Annotated in this window: 26 protein-coding genes; 4 read left to right on the top strand and 22 right to left on the bottom strand. The window is 72.6% G+C overall.

Annotation, left to right across the window (positions count from 1 at the left end):
• Positions 1-2: 2 nt before the first annotated feature.
• The 3 genes from JMJ55_RS28070 to pdxR form a co-directional block, all read right to left on the bottom strand.
• Positions 3-1,022 (bottom strand): lysylphosphatidylglycerol synthase transmembrane domain-containing protein, encoded by a 1,020-nt coding sequence (locus tag JMJ55_RS28070; RefSeq protein WP_202828917.1) that lies wholly within the window; start codon positions 1,020-1,022, stop codon positions 3-5.
• Positions 1,023-1,107: 85 nt separating this feature from the next.
• A complete protein-coding gene (locus tag JMJ55_RS28065) occupies positions 1,108-2,337 on the bottom strand; it encodes a multidrug effflux MFS transporter (RefSeq protein ID WP_202828916.1) in 1,230 nt (409 codons plus the stop codon).
• Between the two features lie 52 nt (positions 2,338-2,389).
• Positions 2,390-3,802, bottom strand: coding sequence for a MocR-like pyridoxine biosynthesis transcription factor PdxR (gene pdxR, locus JMJ55_RS28060; RefSeq protein ID WP_202828915.1), 1,413 nt, complete (start codon positions 3,800-3,802; stop codon positions 2,390-2,392).
• 95 nt (positions 3,803-3,897) lie between these two features.
• On the opposite strand from pdxR, the gene JMJ55_RS28055 reads away from it, so the two are divergent.
• Both JMJ55_RS28055 and JMJ55_RS28050 read left to right on the top strand, forming a co-directional pair.
• The gene (locus tag JMJ55_RS28055; RefSeq protein WP_202828914.1) at positions 3,898-4,623 is read left to right on the top strand and encodes a pyridoxamine 5'-phosphate oxidase family protein; all 726 of its coding nucleotides are present in this window, start codon (positions 3,898-3,900) and stop codon (positions 4,621-4,623) included.
• Positions 4,598-6,013 (top strand): amidase family protein, encoded by a 1,416-nt coding sequence (locus tag JMJ55_RS28050; RefSeq protein ID WP_202828913.1) that lies wholly within the window; start codon positions 4,598-4,600, stop codon positions 6,011-6,013. Before JMJ55_RS28055 ends, JMJ55_RS28050 begins: the two co-directional genes overlap by 26 nt.
• A gap of 18 nt (positions 6,014-6,031) precedes the next feature.
• Here the strand turns inward: JMJ55_RS28050 and JMJ55_RS28045 are convergent, their stop codons facing one another.
• The 3 genes from JMJ55_RS28045 to JMJ55_RS28035 are packed head-to-tail and all read right to left on the bottom strand — an operon-like array spanning position 6,032 to position 9,583.
• Positions 6,032-7,615: an ABC transporter substrate-binding protein gene (locus JMJ55_RS28045; RefSeq protein ID WP_202828912.1), complete on the bottom strand. Its 1,584-nt coding sequence runs from the start codon at positions 7,613-7,615 to the stop codon at positions 6,032-6,034.
• 53 nt (positions 7,616-7,668) lie between these two features.
• Positions 7,669-8,529, bottom strand: a complete 861-nt coding sequence (locus tag JMJ55_RS28040; protein ID WP_202828911.1) for a TIGR01459 family HAD-type hydrolase — start codon at positions 8,527-8,529, stop codon at positions 7,669-7,671.
• Positions 8,530-8,539: 10 nt separating this feature from the next.
• Positions 8,540-9,583 (bottom strand): quinone-dependent dihydroorotate dehydrogenase, encoded by a 1,044-nt coding sequence (locus tag JMJ55_RS28035; RefSeq protein ID WP_202828910.1) that lies wholly within the window; start codon positions 9,581-9,583, stop codon positions 8,540-8,542.
• A 103-nt stretch (positions 9,584-9,686) separates the two neighbouring features.
• Here JMJ55_RS28035 and JMJ55_RS28030 point away from each other — a divergent pair, with 103 nt between their 5' ends.
• The gene (locus JMJ55_RS28030; RefSeq protein ID WP_236034161.1) at positions 9,687-10,640 is read left to right on the top strand and encodes a DMT family transporter; all 954 of its coding nucleotides are present in this window, start codon (positions 9,687-9,689) and stop codon (positions 10,638-10,640) included.
• Here JMJ55_RS28030 and JMJ55_RS28025 read toward each other — a convergent pair.
• From JMJ55_RS28025 to JMJ55_RS28010, 4 genes are read right to left on the bottom strand one after another with little or no spacing between them, the layout of a single operon-like run.
• Positions 10,547-10,897, bottom strand: a complete 351-nt coding sequence (locus JMJ55_RS28025; protein WP_202828909.1) for a DUF952 domain-containing protein — start codon at positions 10,895-10,897, stop codon at positions 10,547-10,549. The genes JMJ55_RS28030 and JMJ55_RS28025 overlap by 94 nt on opposite strands.
• 47 nt (positions 10,898-10,944) lie before the next feature.
• Positions 10,945-12,285 carry an oxygen-independent coproporphyrinogen III oxidase gene (hemN, locus tag JMJ55_RS28020; RefSeq protein ID WP_202828908.1) on the bottom strand — a complete coding sequence of 447 codons (1,341 nt, stop codon included), beginning with the start codon at positions 12,283-12,285 and terminating at the stop codon, positions 10,945-10,947.
• Entirely contained in the window at positions 12,282-12,767 is a 486-nt protein-coding gene (locus JMJ55_RS28015; RefSeq protein WP_202828907.1) for a cell wall hydrolase, read from the bottom strand. The genes hemN and JMJ55_RS28015 overlap by 4 nt, the downstream gene beginning before the upstream one ends.
• On the bottom strand, positions 12,764-13,081 hold the full coding sequence (locus tag JMJ55_RS28010; protein WP_202828906.1) for a hypothetical protein: 318 nt from the start codon (positions 13,079-13,081) through the stop codon (positions 12,764-12,766). Before JMJ55_RS28010 ends, JMJ55_RS28015 begins: the two co-directional genes overlap by 4 nt.
• A gap of 79 nt (positions 13,082-13,160) precedes the next feature.
• Between JMJ55_RS28010 and JMJ55_RS28005 the strand changes: the two genes are divergently transcribed.
• Positions 13,161-13,382, top strand: a complete 222-nt coding sequence (locus JMJ55_RS28005) for a hypothetical protein (protein WP_202828925.1) — start codon at positions 13,161-13,163, stop codon at positions 13,380-13,382.
• Positions 13,383-13,518: 136 nt separating this feature from the next.
• Here the strand turns inward: JMJ55_RS28005 and terL are convergent, their stop codons facing one another.
• The 12 genes from terL to JMJ55_RS27945 form a co-directional block, all read right to left on the bottom strand.
• Positions 13,519-14,955 carry a phage terminase large subunit gene (gene terL / locus JMJ55_RS28000; RefSeq protein WP_202828905.1) on the bottom strand — a complete coding sequence of 479 codons (1,437 nt, stop codon included), beginning with the start codon at positions 14,953-14,955 and terminating at the stop codon, positions 13,519-13,521.
• Complete coding sequence (locus JMJ55_RS27995; RefSeq protein WP_202828904.1) at positions 14,933-15,229, bottom strand: hypothetical protein; 297 nt, start codon at positions 15,227-15,229, stop codon at positions 14,933-14,935. The genes terL and JMJ55_RS27995 overlap by 23 nt, the downstream gene beginning before the upstream one ends.
• Positions 15,230-15,233: 4 nt before the next feature.
• The gene (locus JMJ55_RS27990) at positions 15,234-17,570 is read right to left on the bottom strand and encodes a glycosyl hydrolase family 28-related protein (protein WP_202828903.1); all 2,337 of its coding nucleotides are present in this window, start codon (positions 17,568-17,570) and stop codon (positions 15,234-15,236) included.
• A gap of 13 nt (positions 17,571-17,583) precedes the next feature.
• Positions 17,584-18,024: a hypothetical protein gene (locus JMJ55_RS27985; RefSeq protein WP_202828902.1), complete on the bottom strand. Its 441-nt coding sequence runs from the start codon at positions 18,022-18,024 to the stop codon at positions 17,584-17,586.
• On the bottom strand, positions 18,024-19,904 hold the full coding sequence (locus tag JMJ55_RS27980; RefSeq protein ID WP_202828901.1) for a hypothetical protein: 1,881 nt from the start codon (positions 19,902-19,904) through the stop codon (positions 18,024-18,026). Before JMJ55_RS27980 ends, JMJ55_RS27985 begins: the two co-directional genes overlap by 1 nt.
• Positions 19,905-19,906: 2 nt before the next feature.
• Positions 19,907-20,476, bottom strand: coding sequence for a hypothetical protein (locus tag JMJ55_RS27975; RefSeq protein ID WP_202828900.1), 570 nt, complete (start codon positions 20,474-20,476; stop codon positions 19,907-19,909).
• A 72-nt stretch (positions 20,477-20,548) separates the two neighbouring features.
• On the bottom strand, positions 20,549-21,382 hold the full coding sequence (locus tag JMJ55_RS27970) for a phage capsid protein (RefSeq protein ID WP_202828899.1): 834 nt from the start codon (positions 21,380-21,382) through the stop codon (positions 20,549-20,551).
• Positions 21,383-21,442: 60 nt separating this feature from the next.
• The gene (locus tag JMJ55_RS27965) at positions 21,443-22,168 is read right to left on the bottom strand and encodes a capsid assembly protein (protein ID WP_202828898.1); all 726 of its coding nucleotides are present in this window, start codon (positions 22,166-22,168) and stop codon (positions 21,443-21,445) included.
• Positions 22,169-22,176: 8 nt separating this feature from the next.
• Positions 22,177-23,589 (bottom strand): portal protein, encoded by a 1,413-nt coding sequence (locus JMJ55_RS27960; protein ID WP_202828897.1) that lies wholly within the window; start codon positions 23,587-23,589, stop codon positions 22,177-22,179.
• Positions 23,590-23,595: 6 nt separating this feature from the next.
• On the bottom strand, positions 23,596-23,817 hold the full coding sequence (locus tag JMJ55_RS27955) for a hypothetical protein (RefSeq protein ID WP_202828896.1): 222 nt from the start codon (positions 23,815-23,817) through the stop codon (positions 23,596-23,598).
• A 143-nt stretch (positions 23,818-23,960) separates the two neighbouring features.
• Positions 23,961-24,404, bottom strand: coding sequence for a hypothetical protein (locus JMJ55_RS27950; RefSeq protein ID WP_202828895.1), 444 nt, complete (start codon positions 24,402-24,404; stop codon positions 23,961-23,963).
• On the bottom strand, positions 24,404-24,835 hold the full coding sequence (locus JMJ55_RS27945; RefSeq protein ID WP_202828894.1) for a hypothetical protein: 432 nt from the start codon (positions 24,833-24,835) through the stop codon (positions 24,404-24,406). Before JMJ55_RS27945 ends, JMJ55_RS27950 begins: the two co-directional genes overlap by 1 nt.
• Positions 24,836-25,231 lie beyond the last annotated feature (396 nt).

Raw genomic sequence — 25,231 nt, 5'->3', positions numbered from 1 at the left:
GCTTACCCCCGGCCGCGCCGCAGCCCGCGCAGCGCGACCGGCAGGGTGGCGAAGCCCAGCACCACGGCGAACCAGAGGGTGGCCAGCCGCACCAGGATGGTGGCGAGGATCGCGCCGGCCTCCGGCACCTCGACCAGCCGCAGCAGGCCGAGCAGGCTGAAATCCGCCGCCCCCAGCCCGCCCGGCAGCAGGGAGACCGCCCCCGCCACCGCCGCCAGGCAGAAGACCAGCATGCTCTCGCCGAGCCCGATGGCGCTGCCCAGCGCCTGCACCACCAGCAGCAGCACCAGGCATTCGGCCAGCCAGCCGAGGCAGCTCAGCAGCAGGGAGGGGATCAGCACCGCCGGCCGGCCGATGGCCGGCAGGGTCTCGCAGACCTCCCGCGCCCGGGCGAACAGGCCGGGGGCGCGGCGGATGCGCCGCTCCGTCCAATCGATCAGGCGCAGCAGCAGCGGCGCATGGGTCAGCGCGGCCAGCAGCGCGACGCAGGCCGCGGCCAGCAGCGCGCTGACCAGCAGGTATTGCCGGGTCAGCACCGCGCCGGCGAGCGCCAGCAGGCAGATCGCCACCATGTCCATCACCCGGTCGCCGGCCAGCAGCGGCATGCTGCGGGTGTAGGGCACGCCGTAGCGGCGCCTGAGCAGCCAGAGCCGCACCAGCTCCCCGACCTTGCCCGGCGTCACCGTCAGGGCGAAGCCGGCGAAGAAATAGAGGAGCTGGGCCCCGGCCGGGGCGGCGATGCCGAAGGCGCGGCCGAGCACCACCCAGCGCAGCCCGCGCAGCAGGTAGTTGGCGAAGGACAGCGCCAGGCAGACGGCGATGATGCCCGGCGAGAGCAGCGAGGCGGCGGCCACCGCATCGCTGTCGCGGGCGAACCAGAGCAGCGCGGCGCAGCCGGCGAGGAAGAGCAGGAGGACGAGGCCGGTGCGCCGCAGCGCGGCCCCGAGCCGCGGCGCCTCCCGCTCCTCCTCCTCGGGGGGGCGGGTCCCGGCCTCGGTGCCGGTCGCTGGGATGGATTGCATGGCCGGGCCATAGCGGCGCCCGGCGTGCCGGTCGCTACACGTTGACTTCAGTGGCGGCGCCGGCCCGGGTCAGCGCAAAAAGCCTTCAGGCCTTCAGCCGCCGCGCCGCCCGCAGCGCGGCCAGGCTCGCCAGCGCCGCCGCCAGCATCCAGGCGCCGGTGGCCAGCCCCTGCCCCGTCTCGGTGACGCCGCAGAGCACCGTCATCAGCGCCCCGCAGCCCATCTGGGCCGCGCCGATGAGGCCGGAGGCGGTGCCGGCCAGGTTGGGCCGGACGCTGATGGCGCAGGCGATGGCATTCGGCTGGGTCATGCCATTGCCGAATGCAGCCAGCGCCATGGGCAGGAAGGTCAGCGCGATATGGCCCGGCGCCAGCAGCGGCAGCAGCAGCGCCAGCGCCCCGCCCACCACCATGATGGCGGTGCCGGTCGCCATCATCCGCCCCATCCCGATCCGCTGCGTCAGCCGCGCGGCGCTATAGGTGCCGGCGCTCCAGGCGAAGGGGGTCGTCATCATCGCCCCGGCATAGGCGGTGGCGCTGTAGCCGAGCCCCTTGATGACCACCAGCGGCGCGCCGCCGGCGAAGGCGAAGAAGATGCCGGTGGCGAAGGCGGTCATGCCGCAATAGGCGCGGAAGGCCGGCAGCCGCAGCAACGCCGCATAGGCGCCGAGCATCCCGGCGAGGCCCGGCAGCGGCTGCGGCTCGGCCAGGGTTTCCGGCAGCCGGGCCCGCACCGCCGCCAGCAGCGGCAGGCCGAAGACCAGGCAGGCGAGCATCGGCGCCCGCCAGCCGAATTGCGCCTCCAGCAGGCTGCCCAGCAGCGGGCCGACCATCGGCGCCACCGACATCGCGGTGCTGACGATGCCGAGCCGGCTCGCCGCTTCCTCGCGCGGATAGGCGTCGCGGATCATCGCCCGGCCGAGCACCAGCCCGGCGCAGCCGCCCACCGCCTGCACCACCCGCGCCAGGATCAGCCAGGCGATCGAGGGCGCCAGCGCCGCGCCGAGGCTGCCGAGACAATAGAGCACCAGCCCGGCCAGCAGCAGCGGCTTCCGCCCATAGCGGTCCGAGAGCGGCCCATAGATGAGCTGCGCCCCCGCCACCCCCGCCAGATAGAGCGTCAGCGTCAGCTGCGCCGTGCCGTAGCTGGCGTGCAAGGCCTCGGCCAGGGCGGGCAGGCAGGGGATCAGGATCTGCATGGTGAAGGGGCCGATGCCCGTCATCGCCACCAGCAGGGAGGTGGCGGGCTTCGGCCGTGGCGGCGGGGCAAGAACGGGGGCGGAGAGATCGCCCTCCGGGATGTCACGCGGGCTCACCCGCCCCTTCTAGACGCCGGCGCCGGCCCTGCCCAGGGAGGTGGATGCAAGATTACGCCAGCGCCCGGGCAAGCTCCCGTGCTGCCCAGCGCAGCGACCCGGTCTCATGCCCGGTGAAACCCAGCATCAGCGCCTGGATCGGCGGGGCGGCGATGAACATGGGGCTGACCGGCCGGGCGATGATCCCGCGCCGGGCGGCCGCCGCCGAGACCTCGGTATCCAGGAGGCCCGGGCGCAGACGGGCGAGCAGCTTCATGCCACCCTCCGGCACCTCCACCTCCAGCGTGCCGGGCAGGTTCTCGCGCAGCGCCGCCACCAGCACGTCCCGGGCGCCGCGATAATGCTGGCGCATGCGGCGGAGATGCTGGGCGAAATGCCCCTCCTCCATGAAATCCGTCACCACCCCCTCCTGCAGCGCGGCCGGATGCCAGTCGCTCAGCAGCCGGGCGGAGAGCACGCCCTCCAGCAGGGCCGGCGGCAGCACCGCATAGCCGAGGCGGAGGCCGGGGAAGAGCACCTTGCTGAAGGTGCCGACATAGATGACGCGCCCACCCGCATCGACGCCCTGGAGGGAGGCAAGCGGGCGGCCGGCATAGCGGAACTCGCTGTCGTAATCATCCTCGAGCAGCCAGGCGCCGGCGCGATGCGCCCAGGCCAGCAGCTCCAGCCGCCGCGCCATGGAGAGCACCAGGCCGAGCGGATATTGCGAGGAGGGCGTGACATAGGCGAGCCGCGCCTCCGGCCCCGCGGCGATGCCGGCCGCGACATCCATCCCCTGCGCATCGACCGGCACGGGAATGATACGCGCCCCGGCGGCGGCCAGGGCGGCGCGCACCGCCGGGTAGCCGGGATCCTCCATCCAGGCCGCATCGCCCGGCCGCAGCAGCACCCGCAGCACCAGGTCGATCGCCTGCTGCGCGCCGGCCGTCACCACCACCTGCTCCGGCTCGCAGCGCACCGCCCGCGCGGCGCGCAGGTAGCGCGCGATGGCGCCCCGCAGCGCCGCCGAGCCGCGCGGGTCGGCATAGCCGAGCAGCGCCGGGTCGGGCCGCGCCAGCCGCCGCGCCGTCAGGCTGCGCCAGACCTGCAAGGTCCGGTCGTCCAGCGAGCAGCGCCCGGTATTGAAGGGTGCCGTGCCATAGAGCCCGGCATGCGGCACCACCGGCTCGGGCGGCGGCGGGGCCGGGGGCGGCAGTTCCAGCGGCTCCGGCAGGTCGCGCGAGACATAGCTGCCGGCGCCGACCCGCCCCTCGATGAAGCCCTCGGCCAGGAGCTGCTCATAGGCCGCCACCACCGAATTGCGGGCGATGCCGAGCCGCGCCGCCAGCGCCCGGGTCGGTGGCAGCCGCCCGCCGGCCGGGATGCCGCCGGAGAGGATCGCCCGGCGCAGGCCGAGATAGACCTGGCGCATCACCGGCTCGGGGCCGGCGCGGTCGATCGGGATCAGCAGCAGATCGGCTTCCATGGCGATTGGACCAGCCCTAGGGCGCTGGATTGGCCCTCGCGGGGGACCAATCCGACCTGTCATATGCACCCATCGCCCCTTGCGAGAGAAGCCCGATGTCCGAGACCGCCTATCCCGTCACGCCCCGCAACCGGGTGAAGCGCCTGCATGAGCGCGGCCGCTACGACCACGAGACGGTGCATGCCATCCTCGATGCGGCGATGATCTGCCACATCGCCTATGTCATCGACGGCCAGCCCTATTGCACGCCGACCGCCTTCTGGCGCGAGGGGACGCATCTCTACTGGCATGGCTCCTCGGCCAGCCGGATGCTGCGCGTGCAGAAGCCGGGCATCCCGGTCTGCCTGACCGTGACGCATCTCGACAGCCTCGTCCTCGCCCGCTGCGGCTTCAACCATTCGGTCGACTACCGCTCCGCCATGTGCTTCGGCACGGCGCATATCGTCGAGGATCTCGACGAGAAGGCGAAGGCGCTCGACATCATGATCGACCGCTTCTATCCCGGCCGGAATGCCGAGCTGCGCCCGAGCACCACGCAGGAGCTGAAGGCGACCATGGTCATCGGCATGACCATCGAGGAAGCCAGCGGGAAGATCCGCGCCAAGGGCGTCGGCGACGAGGAGGAGGACTATGCCCTCCCGATCTATGCCGCCCGCTTCCCGGTGACCCAGGTGATCGGCGCCGCCGAGCCCTGTCCCCGCATGCCGGCGGGCGTCCCCTATCCGCCCGGTTTGGCAGGCTTCACGCCCGGTCGTAGGCTCGATGAGATCATGACCGAGAGCTACCGGACGACCTATGGCCCAGGACAAAGCGACGACTGAGCTGGCAACCGCCTCGGCGGTGCAGATGGCGGCGATGGTGCGCGACAAGCGCGCCTCGCCGGTCGAGATTATCGACGAGGTGCTCGCCCGTGTGGGGGCGAAGGAGCCGTTGCTCAACGCCTTTGTCGCCCTCGATGCCGAAGGCGCCCGCGCCGCGGCGCGGGAGGCCGAGGCGGCGGTGATGCGGGGCGGGGTGCTCGGCCCGTTGCACGGCGTGCCGGTCACCATCAAGGACATCCAGGCGGTGCGGGGCCTGCCGACCCGGCGCGGCTCCCGCCTCTCCGATGCCGCTCCCGCCACCGGGGACGCGCCGCTGGTCGCCCGGCTGCGCGAGGCCGGCGCCATCATCCTCGGCAAGACCACCAGCACCGAGCAGGGCTGGACCGCCGTCAGCCACAACCCGCTGACGGGGGCGACGCACAACCCCTGGGCCCATGGCATGACCGCCGGTGGCTCCTCCTCCGGCGCCGCGGCGCTGGCCGGCGCCGGCTGCGGCCCGCTGCATCTCGGCACCGATGGGGCGGGTTCGATCCGCCTGCCGGCGCATTTCTGCGGCGCGGTCGGCTTCAAGCCGAGCTATGGCCGGGTGCCCTATGTGCCGGTGCCGAACAATGGCGCCCTCTCCCATGCCGGGCCCATCACCCGCAGCACCGAGGATGCGGCGCTGATGTTCTCCGTCCTCGCCGGCCCGCATCCGTTGGACCACACCACCCTGCCCGACCGTTTCGCACCGGAGGTGGAGCCGGGCGGGCTGCGCGGCCTCCGCATCGCCTATAGCCCCGATCTGGGCCATGCCCGCGTCGATCCCGAGGTGGCGGCGCTGGTGGAGGGAGCCGTCCGCGCCATGGAGGCGGCCGGCGCCACGGTCGAGCAGGTGACGCCGCCCTGGGGCCCGGAGGGGCCGGGGCTGGAACGCGACCTCTGGGGCGGCGCCATGCGCCCCTTCCTCGCCGCCGATGCCGAGGCCGCGGCGCAGATGGATCCCGGCCTCGTTGCCTGCACCGAGGCCTATCGCGACTTCGGCTTCATGCAGGCCCATGCCGCCCAGACCCGCCGCTTCGCCTATGCGGCGGCGGTGAATGCCTGGTTCGGCGAGGCCGGCTTCGACCTGCTGGCGACACCCGCCGCCTCGGTCGCCGCCTTCCCGGTCGGGCTGCAACGCCCGCCGCACTGGCCGCCGCATGACTGGGACTGGCTGGTCTGGGCGGAATTCTCCTACCCCTTCAACCTCTCCCACGGCCCGGCCATCTCGGTGCCCTGCGGGGTGACGGAGGCAGGGCTGCCGGTCGGGCTGCAGCTCGCCGGGCCTCGCCTGGCGGATGCGCTGGTGCTGCGGGCTGGGGCGGGCTTCCTTGCGGCCAGGCCCTTCGAAGTGGTCCCGGCGCGCTGAGGCACCCTCCCCCGGCCCTCAGCCCCGCCGGACGTTCCAGAACAGCGGCAGCCCCTTCAGCAGGCCGCTGACATCCTCGCGGTAGGCGGTCGGCTGGTAGAACTGGCCGAGCGGCGCATAGGGCACGTCGAGGAAGGCCTGGCGCTGCATTTCGCGCCCGATGGCGCGGCGGGCCTCGTCATCGGTCGATTGCAGCCAGCGGTTCCGCATCTCCTCGAGCTGCGGGCTGGTGGACCAGCCGAAGGTCGCGGTCAGCCCGCTGCCGCGGATGAAGTTGTGCGCCGCCGGGTTGAACTGGTTCACCCCCGCCGTATAGGTGCAGAAGGCGTTGTAGCCGCCCTTGTCGGGCGTCTCGCGGTTGGCTTGGCGGCGCAACGCGCTACCCCAGTCCATCGCCACATAGTCGAGGTTGAGGCCAAGCTTGCGGAAGACATCGCCTACCACCTCGCTCATCGCATTGATGGCAGGAAAGTCGGTCGGCGCCATCAGCAGCACCTTCTCGCCCTTGTAGCCGGCCGCCTCCAGCGCGCGACGGGAAGCGGCGAGGTCGCGCGGGCCGGTCAGCGCCGCCATTCCCTCATCGCTCGCCATGATGGAGCCGGGGGCGAAGAAGCCGACGCCGTCGCGCCAGAGCGAGCGGTCATTGCCAGCGACGGCGGTCATCACATCCGACTGGCTGATCGCGCCCAGCACGGCGCGGCGGATGGCCGGATTGTCGAAGGGCGGATGCAGGTGGTTGAAGCGGAGCATGGCGATGGCCCCGGTCGGGTCCAGCACCTCCACCTTGATGCCGCGGCCGCGCTGCAGCGTCGGCAGCAGGTCGGTCGTCGGCTGCTCCCACCAATCGATCTCACCGCGGCGGAGCGCGGCGGCGGCCGTCGTCGCATCCGGCAGGGTCAGCCATTCCACCCGGTCGAGATAGGCCTGCTTCGGCCCGGCCAGCAGGCTCGGCGTCCCCTCCGGGCGCGGCACATAGCCATCGAATTTGGTGTAGACCGCGCGGGAGCCGGGGACGCGCTCACTCGCCACGAAGCGGAAGGGACCGCTACCGACCATCTCCGAGATCGGCAGGGCCGCATCCTGGCTCGCCAGCCGTTCCGGCATGATGAAGGCGACATTGGCCCCGACCTTGCCGAGCGCATCCGGCAGCAGCGGGAAGGGCCGCTTCAGCCGCCAGCGGATCACCCGGTCGGAGGGGGCGGTGATCTCCTCCGTCACCGCCATGACCGCGAGGCCGAAGCTGTCGCGCAGCCCCCAGCGCTTCACGCTGGCCACCGCATCCCGCGCCCGCACCGGCTCCCCGTCATGGAAGCGGAGGCCCTCGCGCAGGGTCATGGTCCAGGTGAGGCCATCATCCTCGACGGTGTGGCCCGCGACCATCTGCGGCTGCGCCCGGTACTGCTCGTCCCAGCCATAGAGGGTGTCGAAGACGAGGAAGGCGTGGTTGCGGGTGACGAAGCCGGTGGTGGTGATCGGGTCGAGGATGGCGAGATCGGCCTGCGGGGCGAAGCGCAGCAGCTTCTGCCCCGATTGCGCCCCGGCCAACCGCGGCGCGGAGAGGGTAAGGGCCGAAGCCTGAAGAAGCCTGCGCCGTCCGATCATTCGTGACCTCCCGCTGCCAACCGACGGCAGCATAGGCCGGAATGACGCCAGGGCTACCAGCGCAGCGCGCGGATGGCGGCGATCGGGTCCACGCCCTCGGCCAGGGCCTCGGCCCGCAGCCGCTCCGGGTCCGGGTCGTCGCCATGGGCATGGGCGGCGAGGCCGGTCAGCGCCCAGAGCGCATCCATCCCCGCCGCCGCCGCCCCAGCGAGGTCGGTATGCGGCGTGTCGCCGATGGCGAGCACCCGGCTGCGGTCGGTCAGCCCGAGCAGCTCCATCACCGGATCGTAGACCGCGGGGTCGGGCTTGCCGACCTCGAAGACCGGGCAGCCGAGATCGAGGTAGATATCCGCCAGGGCCCCGGCGCAGATCAGCCGGTCCTCGCCGACCATCACGAAGCGGTCCGGGTTCACGCAGACCATCGGCAGGCGATGGGCGGCGGCCGCCTCCAGCGCCGGGCGATAGGGCGCCGGGTCCATCGAGCCGCGCTCCGGGTCGGGGCCGGTGTTGAGCAGGAAATCCGCCATGGCGGGGTCGTCGACCAGCTCGGCGACATCCTCCTCGGCCACCGAGAGGTCGCGCTCCGGCCCGATATGGAAGGCCCGCCGGCCGAGCGGCGCGAAGAAGGGGTGCTGCCGTTCCTTCAGCATCCGCCAGGCGATCTCGCCCGAGGACATGATGCCGTCATAGTGCGCGCGGTCGAGCTCCATGCGGTCCAGCATGCCCTGGATGAACCAGGCACGGCGCGGCGCATTGGTCAGGAAGACGATGCGCTTGCCGCGCGCCTTCAGCTGCCCAAGCGCCTCCGCCACGCCGGGATAGAGCCGTTTCCCGTTATGCACGACGCCCCAGAGGTCGAGGACGTAGCCGTCATAGCGCTCGGCCAGCGGGGCGATGCCGTCGATGATGTCCATGGTCGTCTCCTCAGGCCGCGGTGCCGACGGCCGCCGCGACGCTGGCGAAACCGTCCCGCCGCAGCAGCGCCGCGAGGTCGTGGAGGATCGCCGGCACCAGGGCCGGGCCGGCATAGGCGAAGGCGGTATAGACCTGCACCAGGCTGGCCCCGGCCCGGATCTTCTCCAGCGCATCGGCGCCACTGGCGACCCCGCCGACGCCGACCAGCGTCAGCCGGCCGCGGGCGATCCGGTGGCATTCCCGCAGCATCGCCGTGGCCTTCTCCCGCAGCGGCGCGCCGGAGAGCCCGCCCGCCTCGGCCTTATGGGCCGAGCGCAGCCCCTCGGGCCGGGCGATGGTGGTGTTGGAGACGATGAGGCCGGCGGCGCCATGGGCGAGGCAGGTCTCGATGATCGGGCCGAGGGCGTTTTCGGACAAATCCGGGGCGATCTTCACCAGCACCGGCGGCCCCTCGATGGCGGCGATGCCGGAGAGGATCCCTGCCAGCCGCTCCTCCCCCTGCAGGTCGCGCAGGCCCGGCGTGTTGGGGGAGGAGACATTGACCGTGACGTAATCGGCCAGGCCCTTTAGCGCCGCATAGAGCGCCGGATAGTCCCGCGCCGGGTCGGCGCCTTCCTTGTTCACCCCGATATTGGCGCCGAACACCGCCGGCAGCGGCCGCGGCAGGGCGCGGAGGCGGGCCAGATAGGCCTCCACCCCGCCATTGTTGAAGCCCATGCGGTTGATGACGGCGGCATCCTCCGCCAGCCGGAACAGGCGCGGGCGCGGGTTGCCCGGCTGCGGCCGGGGCGTGACCGTCCCTGCCTCGACGAAGCCGAAGCCGAGCCGCATCAGCGGCAGCACCGCGACGGCATCCTTGTCGAACCCCGCCGCCAGGCCGAGCGGATTGGCGAAGCGGAGGCCCATCGCCTCGGTCGCCAGGATCGGGTCCGCTGCCTCCCCGGCCCGGCCCGCCAGCCCGGCCGAGAGGGCACGAAGCGCCAGCCCATGCGCCGTCTCGGGATCGAGGCGGCGGAGCAGAGGGGTGGCGAGGGAGGCGAGGCGTGGCGTCATGGCGCCGCTGTGTGCCCGAGGCAGGGCGGGTTGGGAAGCGCGGTTGACGCCCCGGCCCCGGCCCGCGACAACCGGGGGTGGCAAAAAAGCCGGGAGGAAAGGCTTGAAAGGTCCAGCGCTGCTGCTGGCCGGCATCATGCTGTTCAGCGTCAACGACGCGAACAGCAAGCTGCTGTCCGGCCATTACGGCCTCGGCGAGGTGCTCTTCCTCCGCTACGTCATGCTGCTCTCGGCCTTCCTGCTGGCCCGCGGTATCCGGCCCGGCTTCGGCGGGCCGCTGGCCACCCGGCATCCGGCGCTGCAGGCGCTGCGGACCTGTTCGATGATGGTCTCGGCCGCCGGCTTCTTCCTCGGCTTCCGCTACATCCCGCTGGCCGAGGGCTATCTGTTCTTTTTCACCGCGCCGCTGCTGACCCTGATCTTCGCCTCACTCATGCTGGGGGAGAAAGTAGCGCCCGCCGCCTGGGGCTGGTGCCTGCTGGGCTTCGGCGGGGTGCTGCTGGCGGTGGCGCCGAAGCTCGGCGGCGGCGCGGGCGGGCCCTGGCAGGGCTATGCCGCGGTGACCGTCGCCACCATCGCCTTCGCCCTGAACCAGACCCTGAACCGCAAGCTGCGGGTGGAACCCGGCCTGGTCGGCGTCATCCTCTGGCCGAGCCTGCTCGGCCTGCCGCTCTTCGGCGGGCTGCTCGGCCTGGCAGGGTGGGAGACGCCGCCGGCCTTCGACCTGTTCCGGATGCTGGCGAACGGGCTGCTGGCGGGCGGTGCCGTGGTCTGCACCGCGGCGGCCTATCGCCATGCCGATGCGGCGCAGCTCGGCCCCTGGGGCTTCGCGGCACTGCCGCTTTCGGTCGCGCTCGACATCGCCATCTGGGGCCATCACCCCGATCTGGCGATGCTGCTGGGCGGGGTGGTGGTGGTCTTCGCCTGCCTGATGAGCGAGCGGGCGCGCAGGCAGGGCCTGGCTCAGTCGATGCCGGGCGGGAAGACATGGGCGCCATCGGCGCCGAGCGGCAGCGGCGTCACCGCCCGCACGGCGGAGAGCGGCAGGCTGCCATAGAGATGCGGGAAAAGGCCGGGGCGGCTCCCGGCCGGTTCCCAGCGCAGCGCCTGGCCGAGCGCGGCCGGATCCACCTCGACCAATAGAAGGTCCCGCTCCCCGGCGCGGTGCTTGGCGGCGCTGGCGCGGAGCTGGGCGGCAGTCGAGAAATGCAGGAAGCCGTCGCGCCGGTCATCGGCGCTGCCCGCATAGGCGCCGGCGGCCTCGGCGGCGCGCCAGTCGGCGTTGCGGACCATGGTGTAGATGGGCTGGGTCATGCCGCCTGCTTTCGGTCCAGGGCGGCGGCTGGTCAAGCGACCGGGTGTCACACTGCCACCGAATGCCGCCCCGCCTCCGGCGCGAAATAGGCATCGAAGCAGGCCGCGACCTGCCGCACGAAGCGCTGGCCGGCGGGCGTCACCTCGATCCGGCCTGGCAGGCGCCGGACCAGCCCGTCGCGCTCCAGCGGCGCCACCCGGGCCAGTGCCTCCTCCGTGACGGGGCCGGCCGGGAGGTCCAGCGCGAAGTCGCACATCAGCCGCTCGATCAGCCCGGCGCGCAGCCGGTCCTCCGCCGTCACCGCGAGGCCGCGGGCGATCGGCAGCCGGCCGGCCGCCACCGCCTCGGCATACCGCCGCTCATCCACCGCATTCTGGGCGAAGCCCCCAGGCAGCGAGCCGATGGCCGAGGCGCCGAGGCCGAGCAGCACCGGCGCATCATCCGTGGTGTAGCCCTGGAAATTCCGCCGCAGCCGGCCGGCCGCCGCGGCCCGGGCCAGCGGATCCTCCGGCCGGGCGAAATGGTCGAGGCCGAGGGCAACATAGCCCGCATCCCGCAGCACCGCCTCCGCCGCCTCCGCCTGGTCGAGCCGTTCCCCGGTGCCGGGCAGGGCCGCGGCGTCGATCGCCCGCTGATGCGCCTTCATCCCCGGCAGATGGGCATAGCCGAAGACCGCCAGCCGGTCGGCGCCGAGCGCGGCGGCGAAGCGCGCGCTGGCCTCGACATGGGCGACCGTCTGGCCCGGCAGGCCATACATCAGGTCGAGATTGATGCCCCCGATCCCGGCCCCGCGCAGCAGGGCGACGGCGCGTTCCACCATCGCCACCGGCTGGATGCGGCCGATGCGCGCCTGCACCTCCGGCGCGATGTCCTGCACCCCGAGGCTGGCGCGGGTGAAGCCGAGCTCGCCGAGCGCCTCGGCCAGTTCCTCATCGAGCAGGCGCGGATCGAGCTCGATCGCCAGCTCGGCGCCGGGGCGGACGCCGAAGCGGGCGCGGAGCGTTGCCAGCAGCGCCCGCAGCCCCGCCGGGCCGAGGATGGAGGGCGTGCCGCCGCCGAGATGCAGATGGGATAGCCCGGCATGCGCCGGCAGCGCCGCGGCCAGCAGTGCCGCTTCGGCGCCGAGCGCCGCCTCATACTCCGCGATCCGCCACCCTGACCGGGTCGGCCGGGTGTGGCAGGCGCAATAGAGGCAGAGCTCCCGGCAGAAGGGCACATGCACATAGAGCGAGAGCGCGTCGTCCGGCCGCACCCCCTCCGCCAGCCAGCGCCGATACTCCGCCTCCTCCAGCGGGCCGAACTGCGCCGCGGTGGGGTAGCTGGTGTAGCGGGGCACCCGGGCCTCGGCCAGGGCGCGGAGCAGGCGGGGGGAGGCGGCGGGGCTCATGCGCGGAGCCTAGCCCTGCTCTCGGCCGCCGGCTTTGCGTTGGCGCAAGGCGGCGCCTCGGCGGCCAGCCGGTAGAAGACCAGCCCGCCGATCTCGGCCACCGGCACCTGGCCGATGGCCCAGCCGGGCAGGCAGGCCCCGTCATGCCAATGGGTCGCCCCGCCGGTGGGGTCGGCCAGGGCGCCGCCCAGGGCACGGCGGGCGATGCGCTGGCAGGCCTCCGTCAGCGCATCCGGCGCGGCGAGCGGGGGCCGGCGCCCGGGCTGCCAGCAGGCGAAGAGGAAGGGCGCCCGGCAGGCCGCGGCCAGCAGCCCGGCCCAGCCCGCCCCCGCATCCGGGGCGAAGCGGGCGCGCGGGGCAGAGCCCTCGGCCGCCAGCCGGGCGCGGTTCACCACCAGCGCCGCCAGCGCCTCCAGCGCCCGCACCGGCCGCCCGGCGGCCTCGGCGCGCAGCGTGAGCGCCAGCACCTCCGCCCCGGTCATGGCTCGTCCCCGCCGAGCCGGTCGCGCAGCCGCAGCGTGCCCACGGCCTCCAGCTTCTCCTCGATCCGCAGCAGGTGCTGCGAGAGGCGCCGGTCCACGTCGCGGATGAGGGAGAGCGGCACATAGCTCCGCGCCACCTCCAGCTTGAACTCCGCGAGATCGTCGCGGGTCCGGCGCGCGGCCTCGCTCTCGCGTTCGGCGGCGCGGTCGATCCGATCATGCAGATCGTGGCGGAGGCCATGGATCATCCAGAACAGCGCGGCGACGATCGGCGCCTCCACCGCGCTGATCCACCAGGTGGGTTCGAAGGACATCGCGGCACTTTGCCTCCTTGAACGCGCGCGCCGGCGCCGCCACACAGGGGTGGAACCGGGACGCGATGGTGACGTGAGGATCTGGAACGAGCCCTATCTCGAGACCTGCTGCCGCGCGGCGCTGCACCGGCTGGTGCTGGTGGGCGCGGGCGGGCGGCCCGATGGGCTGAAGGACGGCCCCTGCCTGGAACGGCTCCAGGGCATGGGCCTCGCCTGTCTTCGGGCGGATGGGCGGTATGAGCTGACCGAGGCCGGCCAGGAGCGGCATGCCTCGGAAATCCTGAAGCGGAAGGCGGGTTGAGGGGGCGTTGCCCCCTCAAGCTCCCTCACCAAAGGCCGAAGGGCCTTTGGAAACCAATAGTTTAACTCATGGGTTCCAAGGGCCTTTCGGCCCTTGGTGGGGAGAGTGCGAGAGGGGCAAAGCCCCTCTCGGCCCCTTATCCCCGCCAAGCCATGGCGCGCGGGGCCGGCACCGCGGCGGGTAGCCGCACCGGCTCGGCCAGCAGGCAGCCGGCCAGCGCGTCCAGCGCATCGTCCCGCTGGCCCGGCGCCTCCGGCCGCCAGGCGGCCATCTCCCCGGGGAAGGGGGTGCGGAACACGCTCTCATGCGCATGCAGCCGGCGGGCGGCCAGCGCCGGCTCCAGCGCCGCCAGGATGCGCTCGGACTTGGCCCGGCGGCTGGCATGTTCCACCACGGCGCAGGGCGCCCCCGCCTCGGCCAGCGCCCGGCGCAGCAGGGCCGGGAGGAAGCGGCCGAGCCCGTTGGTCTCGACCCGGATCACCGGCAGCAGCAGCTCCCGCGCCAGGGCCGCCACCGCCCGGCATTGCTGGGTGGCGGGATCGACCGCGCTGTCCGGGTCATGCGTCAGATAGGCGAGGCGGTGCAGGTAGTGCCCCCCTTCCCCATCCGCATAGGTCGCCGCCAGCACCGAGGCATCGCCGGAACCCGGCCGCCCATAGGCCGGGTCCCAGAAGCCGCCGCCCGAGGCCAGCCGCCGCCCGAGCAGGCTGAGCTGCGCCCGCCCGCCCGCCTCGCGGTAATCCGGCTCCGCCGCGTAGCGGATGAGCAGGGCGGGATCGAGCCGCAGCGCCGCCTCAGCCACCGGCTGCAGCAGCATCTGCCGGGTGAAATGCAGCGGCCCCACCCGGTCGCGCAGCGCCGCGATGCCAGCCGGCGTGAAGCGTTCCGGCCAGGCGCTGCGCCCCTCCGCATCCAGCAGCGGCAGCACCAGCCGGCGATAGCCGCGCAGGAAGGCCGCGGAGTCATCGGGCGGCAGATAGAGCGTCTCGGCACAATGCGGCGTGCCGACGAACAGCACGGTGCCGCCGGGGACGAGGACGAATTCGCATTCCGCCAGCCGCTCCCGCAGCTCCTCCCGCTTCTGGGCCGTGTCGCAATTGCCGGCGACCTCGACATCATCGCAGATGATGAGGTCGGCCCGCGCCCCGGTGATGTTGCCGCCCACCCCCTGCGCCAGCATCGAGGGATCGCGCAGCACCGCCTTGCGGGTGACGGTGAAGCGGTCCATCGCCCAGCTCTCCGCCCGGCCCGGCCGCAGGGCGCGGCAGAGCGGGTGGCGTTCCAGGATGCGGCGGACCTGCGCCACCATCTTCACCGCGAGCACCTGGTCGGCGGCGAGGACCAGGATGCGCGTCTCCGGCGCCCGCAGCAGCCGCCAGGCGCAGAACAAGCCGACCAGCGTCGATTTGCCGCAGCCGCGGAAGGCCATCAGCAGCAGGCGGCGGTCGCCCGCCTCCCAGCGCGCCGCCAGCCAGCGGATGATGCGGCGGTGCGGCACCGGCAGGCCCTGGTTCTGGGTGGCGTTCCAGATCCAGGCGAATTCCAGGAAGTCAGCCTCCTCCGCCTGCGGCATCCTCCTCCTCCTGCATGGGTGGCATCAGGCGGCGCCATTCCGCCAGCACCTCGCCGACGGCCTTGCGCTGCGCCTCGTCCCCCGCCTCGGCGGCGAGCTTCACGAGCTGTTCGAGATGCGCGAGCGCGGTGCGCCCGGCGGTGTGGCGGGCGGAGAAGGCCTTGGTGACGGCATCCTCCGGCTCCTCGGCATAGCGGGCGACGAAGCCGCGGTAGTCGGCCAGGATCAGCGCGGCCGCCCCGGCGAAATCCCCGGCGATGATGAAGCGGTCCATCGCGCTACAGCCGCGGCTTGACGGCGCGGACAAACAGCGTCCCGGCGCCGAGGGTGATCGACCCGCCGCTGATATTCTGCGCCGTGACCCGCACCTGGTTGGTGCCGGCGGTGCCGCCGACCGCGGCATGAAAGACGACGCCGCCATTCTGGAAGCCGGAGGATTGCGCGAAGCCGGCCCGGACGAAATCGCCCTGCCGCACGCCGGGCAGCGTGACGTCATAGGTGGCGGTCGCACCGGCGGCCAGCGCCGGCACCGTCCAGCCCGTGTCGCTCGCCGTGTATTCCCGCTTGCCCCAGGCGCGCGAGCCGCCGAAGAGCAGCCGCGGCGCATGCAGCGCCGAGGTATAGAGCCGGAGCGAGCGCAGCACCGCCGCGGCCGAACTGCCCCGCACCCCGATCGCCGCATATTGCGCATCGGCCGAAAGGGTGACGCGCTGCAGTCGGTTGAGCATGAGCCCGCCGGTCAGGCTGTCGAGATCCGCATTCCCCTCCCACCAATAGGAGGGCGGGCCCTGCATCACCGCATTCATGTTGGAGAACAGGACCGGACTGCCGGCGCCCAGCACGGCCTCCGCCCCGTCGAACTGCATCGCCATCGGCCGCAGCCCGGTGCCCTCGGCGGCGATGAAGAACTCCTTGCACCCGCTGCAATCAACCACGAAGGCGAGCGCCCGCGAGGTCGGGATGCCGACATCATCGGCATTCAACGTGAACAGGTTGAGGCCCGCGAAACAGAAGCCGTTGAGCGTCGAGGGCGGGCCGGAGGGATTGCCCGAGAGCACCGCCATCTGGTCGAAGCCGATGCCGTCGCTGACCGAGATACTCTGCCGGAAGGCGAGCGTCCGGATATTCTCCGCCGCCGCCACCAGCCGCGGGGACCCGATAGCGGCCGCGGCCTGGTGCAGCGGCATCACCGTCCCGCCCGCCCGGGTCGCGCCCTGATACTGCACCGCGCAGCCCAGATAGCCATAGGTGCCGACATAGGCGACCTCGTAGCGGGCATCGCTGAAGCCGCCGGTATGCCGCGCCACATAGGGCGAGCAGGCCTCCATGCGGATGCCCGTCGCGGTCAGGCCGCGCCCGTCCACCTCCAGCAGGAAGGGGATGGCATCCACCGTCCCCGGCGTGCCCTGGCGCTGCAACTCGAAGGCCGGCCCGACGAACAGATGAGTGTTGTGCAGCGTATAGGCGCCGGGCGCGGCGGAGAGCCGCACGCCGAACCGCGCCAGCCCCGGATTGGTCGCGCTGGAACAGGCGAAATGCCCGCCATGATGCCGCAGCGAGTTCATCCAGGCGCTCGCCGTAAGCGTCCGCAGGTCGAGCCCGATGCGGTTGTCGATGATGCGGCCATAGCGCAGCTCGCTATCCTCGCAGCCGCGCGCATCGCCGGCGAGCTGCACGCCGATGGTGAAGCGCTCCGCCCGCCGGACCTCCACTTGGCAGGCATCGATGTTGAGGATGCGGATGCCGATATCCGCCTCGCTCGACCAGTCGCTCTGCACCGCCCGCAGCACGGCAAGGCCAAGGTAGCGCTTGCCCTGGTTGTTCGCCGCGCCGCCATCGCCGAGCGTCAGCGCCGCCTGCCCCGCCGGCCCGGCATAGAGGATGGTGCCGCGCATCAGCAGCCCGGCCGCCGCACCCGGCAGCACCAGCGGCCGCGCGCTGCGGAAGGTGCCCTCGCCGATTTCGAGCATCCGGCCGCTGGCCACCGCCGCCGTCATCGCCGCCTGCAAGGCCGGCCCGTCATCCGTGGCGCCGTCGCCGGTCGCGCCGAAATCGCGGGCCGAAAGACGCTCGGCCAGCTTGTCCTCCACCGTGCGCGGCACCGCGCCGGGGAAGCCGAGGGTCATCAGCCCCTCATCGCGGCCGAAGGTGGCGATGTCGCCCAGGCTGTCGAAGCCGAGCAGCCGGTTGGCCCGCGCCGCGCGCGGCGGCAGGGTGGTGGTGCCGCCGAGCTCGGAGGGATCGAGGTGAAGGGCATTGCCCAGCCCCTCCTTCACCTCCTGCAACACGGCGACCTGGTAGTCCAGCTCATCGTTCAGGCTGCGGGCGCGCAGCACGCCGTTCGGCTGGAAGTCGGTGGTGCGGGCGACGATCAGGTCGCGCCGCAGGGTCACCCGGGCGCCGGCGCGCGGCGGGGCGTCGAAGACCACGCTGCCACCCTCGCTGGCGCCGGCATTGGTGACGACGAAGCCGGCGGCCAGAGGCAGCCCGTCGAGGCGCACCTCCAGATCCTCCGGCCCGAAGATCGGGAAGGGATAGGGGAAGGCGGTCTGCACGCCATCGGCCTGATACTGCACCCGCGGCGCGACGTCGCCGATCTTGATGTGGTCGTCCATGCTGGGCTCCGGGTCAGTCGAGAAGGTTGCGGGCGATGACGCCAAAGCCGCGGCCGGATTGCAGCAGCGCGGTCAGCGTGCCGTCCGGGTTCAGCAGGCTGGCGCGGCCATTGGCCATGCGGGCGCGGAAGGTGGCGTCCTCGGCGCCCTGCGCCGCCGCCGCCTCCCTCGCCAGGCCGCCGGTCAGCGCGGCGGCGGAGCCTTCATCCGGCAGCACGCCGCCCGCCGCCATCCGGGCGCGCGCCGCAGCGACGGTATGCGCGAGCGTCTGCCGGCGCTGCTGCGCCGCCTCGTCCTGCTGCGCGGCGAGAACGGCCTGCTGCGCCTGCTGCTGCTGCGCCGTGGCCGCCGCCTGGGCGGCATTGCCGGCGGCCTGGGTCTGGGCCTGGCGGACATGGCCGTAGATCGTGGCCCCGGCCCCGAGCACGGTGGCGATCGAAGCGAGTGCGCCCATCAGTCGGTGATCCTCGTCTCGGTGGTGACGGAAAGCAGCGTCATCGGCAGCGGCGTATCGTCCTCGATGCGCCAGAGCGGCTGCATCGCATCGCCCCGCCAGCCGAGCGCGCGCAGCCGCACATCGCCGGTGAAGCCGGGCGGCGGCGCATCGAGCAGATTCGTGTCCAGCCGGCGGAAGGGCACCGGCACCGGCCCGCGGCCGAGATCGACCGCGAGCGCCGCCGTCTCCAGCAGGCGGAAGGTGGCGGCGACCAGCCGCAGCGGCGCCGCTAGCGTGCCGGCGGCGGTGGTGAGGTCGGGCGGCAGCGGCTCGATCACATGCGTGAAGCCGAGGCCGATCTGCGCCAAGGCCGCCGGCGGGTCGAGGGTGACGGCGCCGCCCACGACCATCGCCGCCTCGCGCGGCGCGCCATCGGCCACGACGCCGACCCGCTGGCCTTCGAGGTGAGCCAGGCCGGACCAACGGTCCTGCGGCGCCGCGGAGGCGCCGGTCAGCGCCGCATCGAGGCCGAGCGCATCGTCGAAGCGCTCCAGCCGCAGCGTGCCGGCGCGTTCCACCGCGGCCCAGACCGTGCCCTCGATCTCGGCCAGCGCGCGGAAGGCGCCCGCCGTGTCCTGCCGGGTCCAGGCCGTGACCTGCTCGGCGCGGTAGAGCGTGAGGGTGGCGAGGCCGCCATCGGCCATCGCCACATGCAGCAGCCGGCGGCGCTGGTCGTAGCACATGGCCACCGGGTCACGGACCAGGTGCTGCGCGGCCAGCGCCAGGTCATTCGCCTGATAGAGCTGCTGCAGGTCGGTATAGGTGAATTCGAAGATGCCGCGCCCGCTGCGGGCGGCAAACAGGGTGGAACCATCGACATCGACCGGCGGCACCATGCGCCCGACCGGCGATCCGACCCGCGTCTGTCGCGTCAGCTGGATGCTGCTCGGCGTCAGCGGCGTGCCGCTCACCATCCACTCGGCGCCCGAGGTGAAGACCTGGAGATGCTGGCCGGAGAAGACGCCGCGGATCGCATTCACCTGATCCGAGACCAGGCCGAATTCGATCCCCTGGTCGTCGAGCCCGGTGCCGAGATCGAAATTGAACAGGTCGCCGGTCCGCGACAGCCAGAGCCGGTTCGGCAGGTCGCGCGAGCCGCCGATCACCAGCCGGTCCTGATGGAAGCAGAGCGAGACCGGCCAGCCATGCACCGGCGAGAAGGCCGCCTCCTCCCAATCCGTGGTCGCGCCGGTGCCGGTGAGCGTCTCCTCCACCATGGCGGTGGCCTGGGTGGCGGAGGCAACGGCCGTGACCAGCACCCGCTTGCCGCCGATGCGGAAGCGCACGCCGGCATGGCCGGGCGTGAAGACCGCGGCCGAGGCGGTAAGCACGATGCTGCCCGTGGTGCCGCCCGGCGTCAGCGCCACATCCGGCGCGGCGAAGCGGTGGAAGGGCTCGCGCAGGAAGCTCCAGGCCTGGATGGTCCAGGCGGTGTGACCGGTCCGCGTCACCCGTTGCGGCACCATATCGGGGTGGCAGAGCAGCAGCGTGTCGGCGCTCTGGGTGAAGGCGAGCTGCGGCAGCATCGCCGCGGTCCAGGGCGCGGCGAATTGCGCGACCAGCCCGTCCTCCACGAAGACCTGCAGCAGCCCGTCCGTCAGCACCAGCAGATAGGTCTGTTCGGTATTGAACTCGAAGGCGATCAGCCGCGCCGGGCCGGGCAGCATCGCAACATGGCGAAGGCCGGGGCGGCGCGTCACGCCGCCGGTCGGCTGGATGAAGACGTTGCGCAGCCGCCGCGCGCCATTGGCATAGGCGCGGAGGTCGGGCCGGCCGAGCAGCTCCGGCGCCACCTCGCCGGCGGTGAAGCTGGTCTTCAGCGTGCGGGACTGGGCCATGCTCAGCCCCGCACCGCGATCAGCGGGAAATCCTCGATGGCGCGCGGTGTCGCCTGCTGGCTATCGGCGCGGCGTGCATTGCGCAGTTCGGCCTCGGCCTGGGCCATCAGCGCCCCGGCGCGGGCGGTGTTCTCGGTGAGCGGGATGCAGAATTCGGCGGCCAGGCGCGCCACCAGCGCGGCGGCGAAATGGGCCGGGAAGGCGCCTTCCTCCGGGCGGAAGATATAGGTCAGGACCACCTGCTCGGCGCCGCAATGCAGCCGGTCCTCCAGCAGCCGGTAGGCGAGGCCGCGGCCGCTCTCCGGCACGCCGGCCGAGAGGGCGCGAAGGAAGCCGGGCGGGAGCTGGAAGGCGCAGGCATAGTCGGCCACCGGCACCGCCGCCAGCCGCGCCAGCCGCGCCTGGCCGGTGGCGAAGCTCCAGGGATGGGTGGCCAGCAGCGCGTCGCGCGTGCCGGGATAGAGGTTGGCCGCCACTTCGGCCTCGGCGGTGCCTTCGTCGAGCGAGGCGATCGGCTGGGCGCCGATCTTCAGCAGCGCGCGCGTGCAGAGCGCGAGGGCGGAGAGGGCCATCGGATGCGGAACTCCGGCGATGTGGAAGGGTGGAAAGCCCCACCCCGCGCAGGCGGGGTGGGGCGGCGCGCGCTATTCCTTGCAGCGCATCCGGACCAGGCCGGCATTGTCCACCAGCACCGCGCCCTGGCTCATCATGGTGTTGACGAAATGTGCGGCGCGATCGCCATGCCAGGTGACATCGGTGGCGATCTCGGCGGCCGAGGCATGGCCGACCGCGGTCTTGTGGAAGAAGTAGCAGTAGCGCAGCGAACCGTTCTTGGTCAGGCCGCTATGCGGCATCCAGGTGGCGCCGAGCCAGCGCTTCGCCTGGGTGCCCTTCCAGGGCAGCTCGTCCGGGCCCATGTACTGGGTATTGGCGAATTCCGGGATGGTCAGCAGCTCGCTCCACTGCTTCCAACCGACGATGGCGAAGCGGTTGCCGTCATCGGGCACATCCGCATTGCCGAGCATCTGGAAGGCCAGCAGCACCTTGGCGCGGGTCATGCCGTCATTGTCGGTCTCGCCGCTATTGGTGCCGATCGCCTCACCGGTGCCGGCATCGAGCGCGGCGATGATCAGCTCGTCGGTCTTGCGGCCCAGCGCATAGGCGCCGGCATTGGCGACCACCGCGCGCTCATCGAGATTGGTCTTGAGCTCGTCCATCCGGTCGACCCAGTCGCCGGCATAGTAGTCCTGTAGGAAGCATTCCACATTGGTGTGGTCGATGTTCATCACCGGCACCACGCCGTTGCGCGCCTTGGCGGCGGCGGTGCCGCGGCCGACCTTCTGGAAGATGGTCGAGGCGCCGCGCACATCGGACTTGCTGCGCACCAGCGGGCGCAGCTTGCTGCCCTGGCGCTGATAGGCTTCCTGCACCTCGGCCGCATACTGCTTGATGAAGGCTTGGTCGATCGAGCTGGACATGGTTCGCCCTTCTCCTGGGGGTGGGGACCGCGCCGCGCAGAATCGCGGCGGGCATGGGGATCAGCCGCCGACGAGGCGGCGGAAGCCTTCGGTGACGCGGGCGACGAAGGCCGGCTCGCGCGTGCGCCAGTAGCGGGGGTCGCGCATCAGGGCGCGCAGCTCCGCTTCGTTCTCCGCGGGCGGCGCCGTGGCCTCCCGCGCCAGGGGCGGCTCGCCGCCCTGCATCATCCGCTCGAGCGCGAACACGCCCTCGGCGGTGGCGGACAGCGCGGCATAGACCGGCGGCGGCAGCCGGGCCTTGCCCCAGGCCGAGAGCTGCGCCGCCATGGCGCGGAACCGCTCCTCGCCGCCGTAATGCGCGATGAGGCGGCCACGTTGGCGGTCGGCCTCGAATTCCGCCGCCGCCTCGGCGATCAGCGGCAGCAGCCGCTCGGCCGCGAGCTGGTAGACGAGCTGCGCCTGATCCTGGCTGAAATGCGCCGCATGCAGCCGCGCATTCACCGCCGCATCGGCGCAGCAGAGGTCGTGCGGTGGCTCGATCGCATAGCCATCGGGCGTCTCGGGGATGCCCATGGCGGCGCGGAAGCGCGCCAGCGCCTCGGGCGGCGCCTCGGGGCCGGGCGGGGCATGGCGCTCGGCCAGCCGCGCCTCCAGCGCCCGCCAGGCCGCGAGCAGGGCCTCGGTGCGCAGGGCGCCGCTGGCCTCGTCCCAGAACTCGGCCGGCACATCGGCCGGACGCGGCGCGGCGCCGGCCGGCACCTCGGGCTGCAACAGATCCTCGGGCATCCTTCGGGTCACTCCCGGTTGGTGGGGTTGGGAAGCAGCACCTCGGTGGGGGCGCCGAGGGTGCGGGCCAGCCAGCGCGTGGCTGCCCCGGCATCGACCTGCCGCGCGGCATCGCCGCCGAGCTGGCCGACCGCCTGGAGGAAGAGCAGCGTGTTCGCCGCATCCGCCCGGCCCTGCATCCGGGCCAGCGGGCTCTCGTAGCGGAGCGCGACCTCGCGCCCCGCCAGCAGCGCCGGCGCGATCTCGCCGCGCCGGCCGAGGATGCCGAGGCAGCGGCCGACCAGCGGCGTCAGCAGCTCGGATTGCAGCCGTCCATAGGTGGCGCCGAGCAGCCGCGCCGCCTGGCTGCCGCGCTCCAGCACCTCGGTCGCGGTCATCGGGCCGCTGGGCAGCGCACCGATCCGGTCGGCCAGCAGCGCGCCGCGGATGCGCGCGCGCAGGTCCTGCAGCACGAGCTGCGAGACATCGAAATTCCCCGGCGCCGCCAGCGGCGTCAGGCCGCTGCTGCCCGGCGCGCGGGGGATGATGGCGCCGGGCACCAGCTTCACCGTCGCCGGGTTCAGCACGCCGTCATCCTCGGCCTGCCAGATGCCCGTCGCGGCGATGGAGGCGTTCTTGAGGACCAGCTCCACCACCTTGTTGGCGGTGCGGATATCCGGCAGCGCCTTCATCACCGGGCCGCGGCCATACTGCTCGCCCGGGACCTTCAGCCAGCGGAAGGCGATGCAGGGGCTCTCGGCGAAGCGGCCCTCGGCGAGCGGCAGCGGCCGGCCCGGGTCGGCGAGAATCGCGGCATAGCGGGCGGTGCCGCGCTCGGGCCAGATCGCCTCCAGCAGCGGCAGGGGCTGGGTGTCGCCATTGGCGGCGGCGCGTTCCAGTTCCGGCGGCAGGGGGGCGGCGGGGAAGCGGCGGCGCAGCGCGGCGGCGGGCAGCCGGGTGCTGCGGAACAGCACCTCCAGCCGGCCTTCCTCGCCTTCCTCCAGCACCGCGCCGCGCAGCGGCACGGCGGCGAAGCGGAAGGCGGAGGCGGCACCGAGCGGCGCCTCCTCGACCAGCAGCACGCCGGTGCCGGCGACCACCAGGTCGAGGAAGGCCTGGTGCATCTCGACCGCGAAATTCGACCGGTCGAGATGCCGTTGCAGCGCCTGCGCCGCTTCCTCCAGCGCCGCGGTGAATGCCGCGTCCTCCGGTCCCGGCCGGGCTGGGGCGAGGCCGAACCAGCGCGACCAGGGCGGCGTCAGCTCGGCGAGGAGCGAGGCGGCGAGCTGTTCCGCGGCATCGGCGGCGGTGGCGTCGAACAGCGCCGCGCCGGCGCCGATCGGCGGCAGGACATGGTCGTAGCAGGCCTGCCAGAGCGGCTCGAGCGGGCGGCGCCGCTCCAGCGCCGCGTCGTGGCGGGCGAGCAGGGTCTCGGGTTCCATCGGCGCCTACTCCCCGAGCAGCGATTTGCGGGCGATGGTGGGCAGCGGCCCGAGCAGGCCGCGATCGGAGGTGGCGATGGTGCCCTCCAGCCCGCGGGCGGCGCGGGTGCGGGACTCCGCCACCGCCTGCTGCCCGGCTTGCTCGGGCGTCGGTGTCGGGGCGGCCGGCGGCGGGGCCGCGGGCGGCGGGACGATCACCGGCTTCGGGGCACGGAACAGGCCACCCATGCGCGTCACCTCGGATTTTGGGTCAGGGAGCCGATCCGGCCGCCCAAAAGTCCGCGGGCCCGGTCTGGAAGGACCGGGCCCGCGGCAGTGGGGAGGATCGGGAGGAGGCCAACGGGCGCAAATCGCCCGTTGACGAGGGGGATTTAACCCTGGCTTGGCGCCGTTGTCAAGATATTTTTCCTATTTCCTTCGATTTTGTTTAGAGAACGAAACAGGCCATATGGAGTCAGCGCGAAGGGCGCCGCCGCGCCCAGCACGGCCCGGCAGAGCGTGACGCAGGTGAAGGGCAGCAGCGGCGGCAGCCAGCGCGCCCGCGCCTCACCGGGCACGAAGGGACCGAGCACGGCGAGCCCCGCCCTCCGGTAAAAGCCGGGCAGGTCGTAGCCCGGCGGCAGGTCCAGCCGCGCCACCAGGAGCCGCCCGGTCAGCGGCTCCAGCACCGTCCAGCCGCCGGCATCGGCCAGCACTGCGAAGCAGTGGCGGAAGCCCGGCCGCAGCAGCCGCAGCCAGGGCTGGTCGGCCGCGCCGCCGAAGACCAGGAAGACCTGCTGCGCCGCCGCCACGGCCCGGCGATGGCCCGGACGCATCAGCCGGCCCGACCGGAAAGTCCAAGGATATCAGCTTGTTGCGCGACCGGCAGCGGGCCTGTCACGATTCCTTTCACCCGCAGCGGCCAGTCGAGTCGGCGCATCGCCTCGCCCCAGAGCCGCGCATCCCCGGCCTCCCGCGGCTGGCGCGGATCGGGCGCCGATCCACGCTCGCCCCAGAGGCGGAGGATGCGGGCATGCGCCAATTCGATCCGTCGCTGCCGGTACAGCCGGTCGAGGCAGCGGACCACGTCATCCGGCTCGCACGGGCGGGACACGAGGCCGGCGCCGGAGACGATGCGGGCGCCATCGCGCCGGGCGATGAGGGCCTTCATGGTCCAGAACCAAGCCTCCTCGACGCTGTGGAAGGGCTGCTCGCGGGATTCGGCCAAGCGGCCGGGGCGGCGGGCGGTGGCGTGGGCGGCGGTCATATGGGGCTCCCTAAGCCGGAACATTTCGGAAACGTAAAGCCTGCCGCGGCACCCAGGCAAGCCCCAACAAAGGAAAATTCGCCTATTTCTCCTTTGAGAAAGGATACAGTGAGCTTTGTTGAACCGGTCGGCGCAGGCGTTCTGCCCTTCCCGGGCGTCGGCCGGCCGACCTGCGATCGGAGGGCGACGAACTGAAGCCGCTTGACCTCGCACTGCCTTAGGATCTGGGCAAAGGCCTCGGGCGCGAACTGGCGGTGGTGGTGCCTGGCCTTTTGCCGCTTGCGCAAGCGCTTGATCCGGTGCGTGACATAAGGCTCTGACTGACTGTGTGGGAATGCCCATCAAGCGGCGATGCGCCGGAGCATGATGCGGGACATTGCTGCGTGGATCATGGCT

It is taken from the genome of Belnapia mucosa (genome assembly GCF_016775475.1).
Taxonomy (GTDB): Bacteria; Pseudomonadota; Alphaproteobacteria; order Acetobacterales; family Acetobacteraceae; genus Belnapia; species Belnapia mucosa.
The sequence above is the reverse complement of the archived record's forward strand: the minus strand, read 5'-3'. Positions and strand labels throughout refer to the sequence as shown.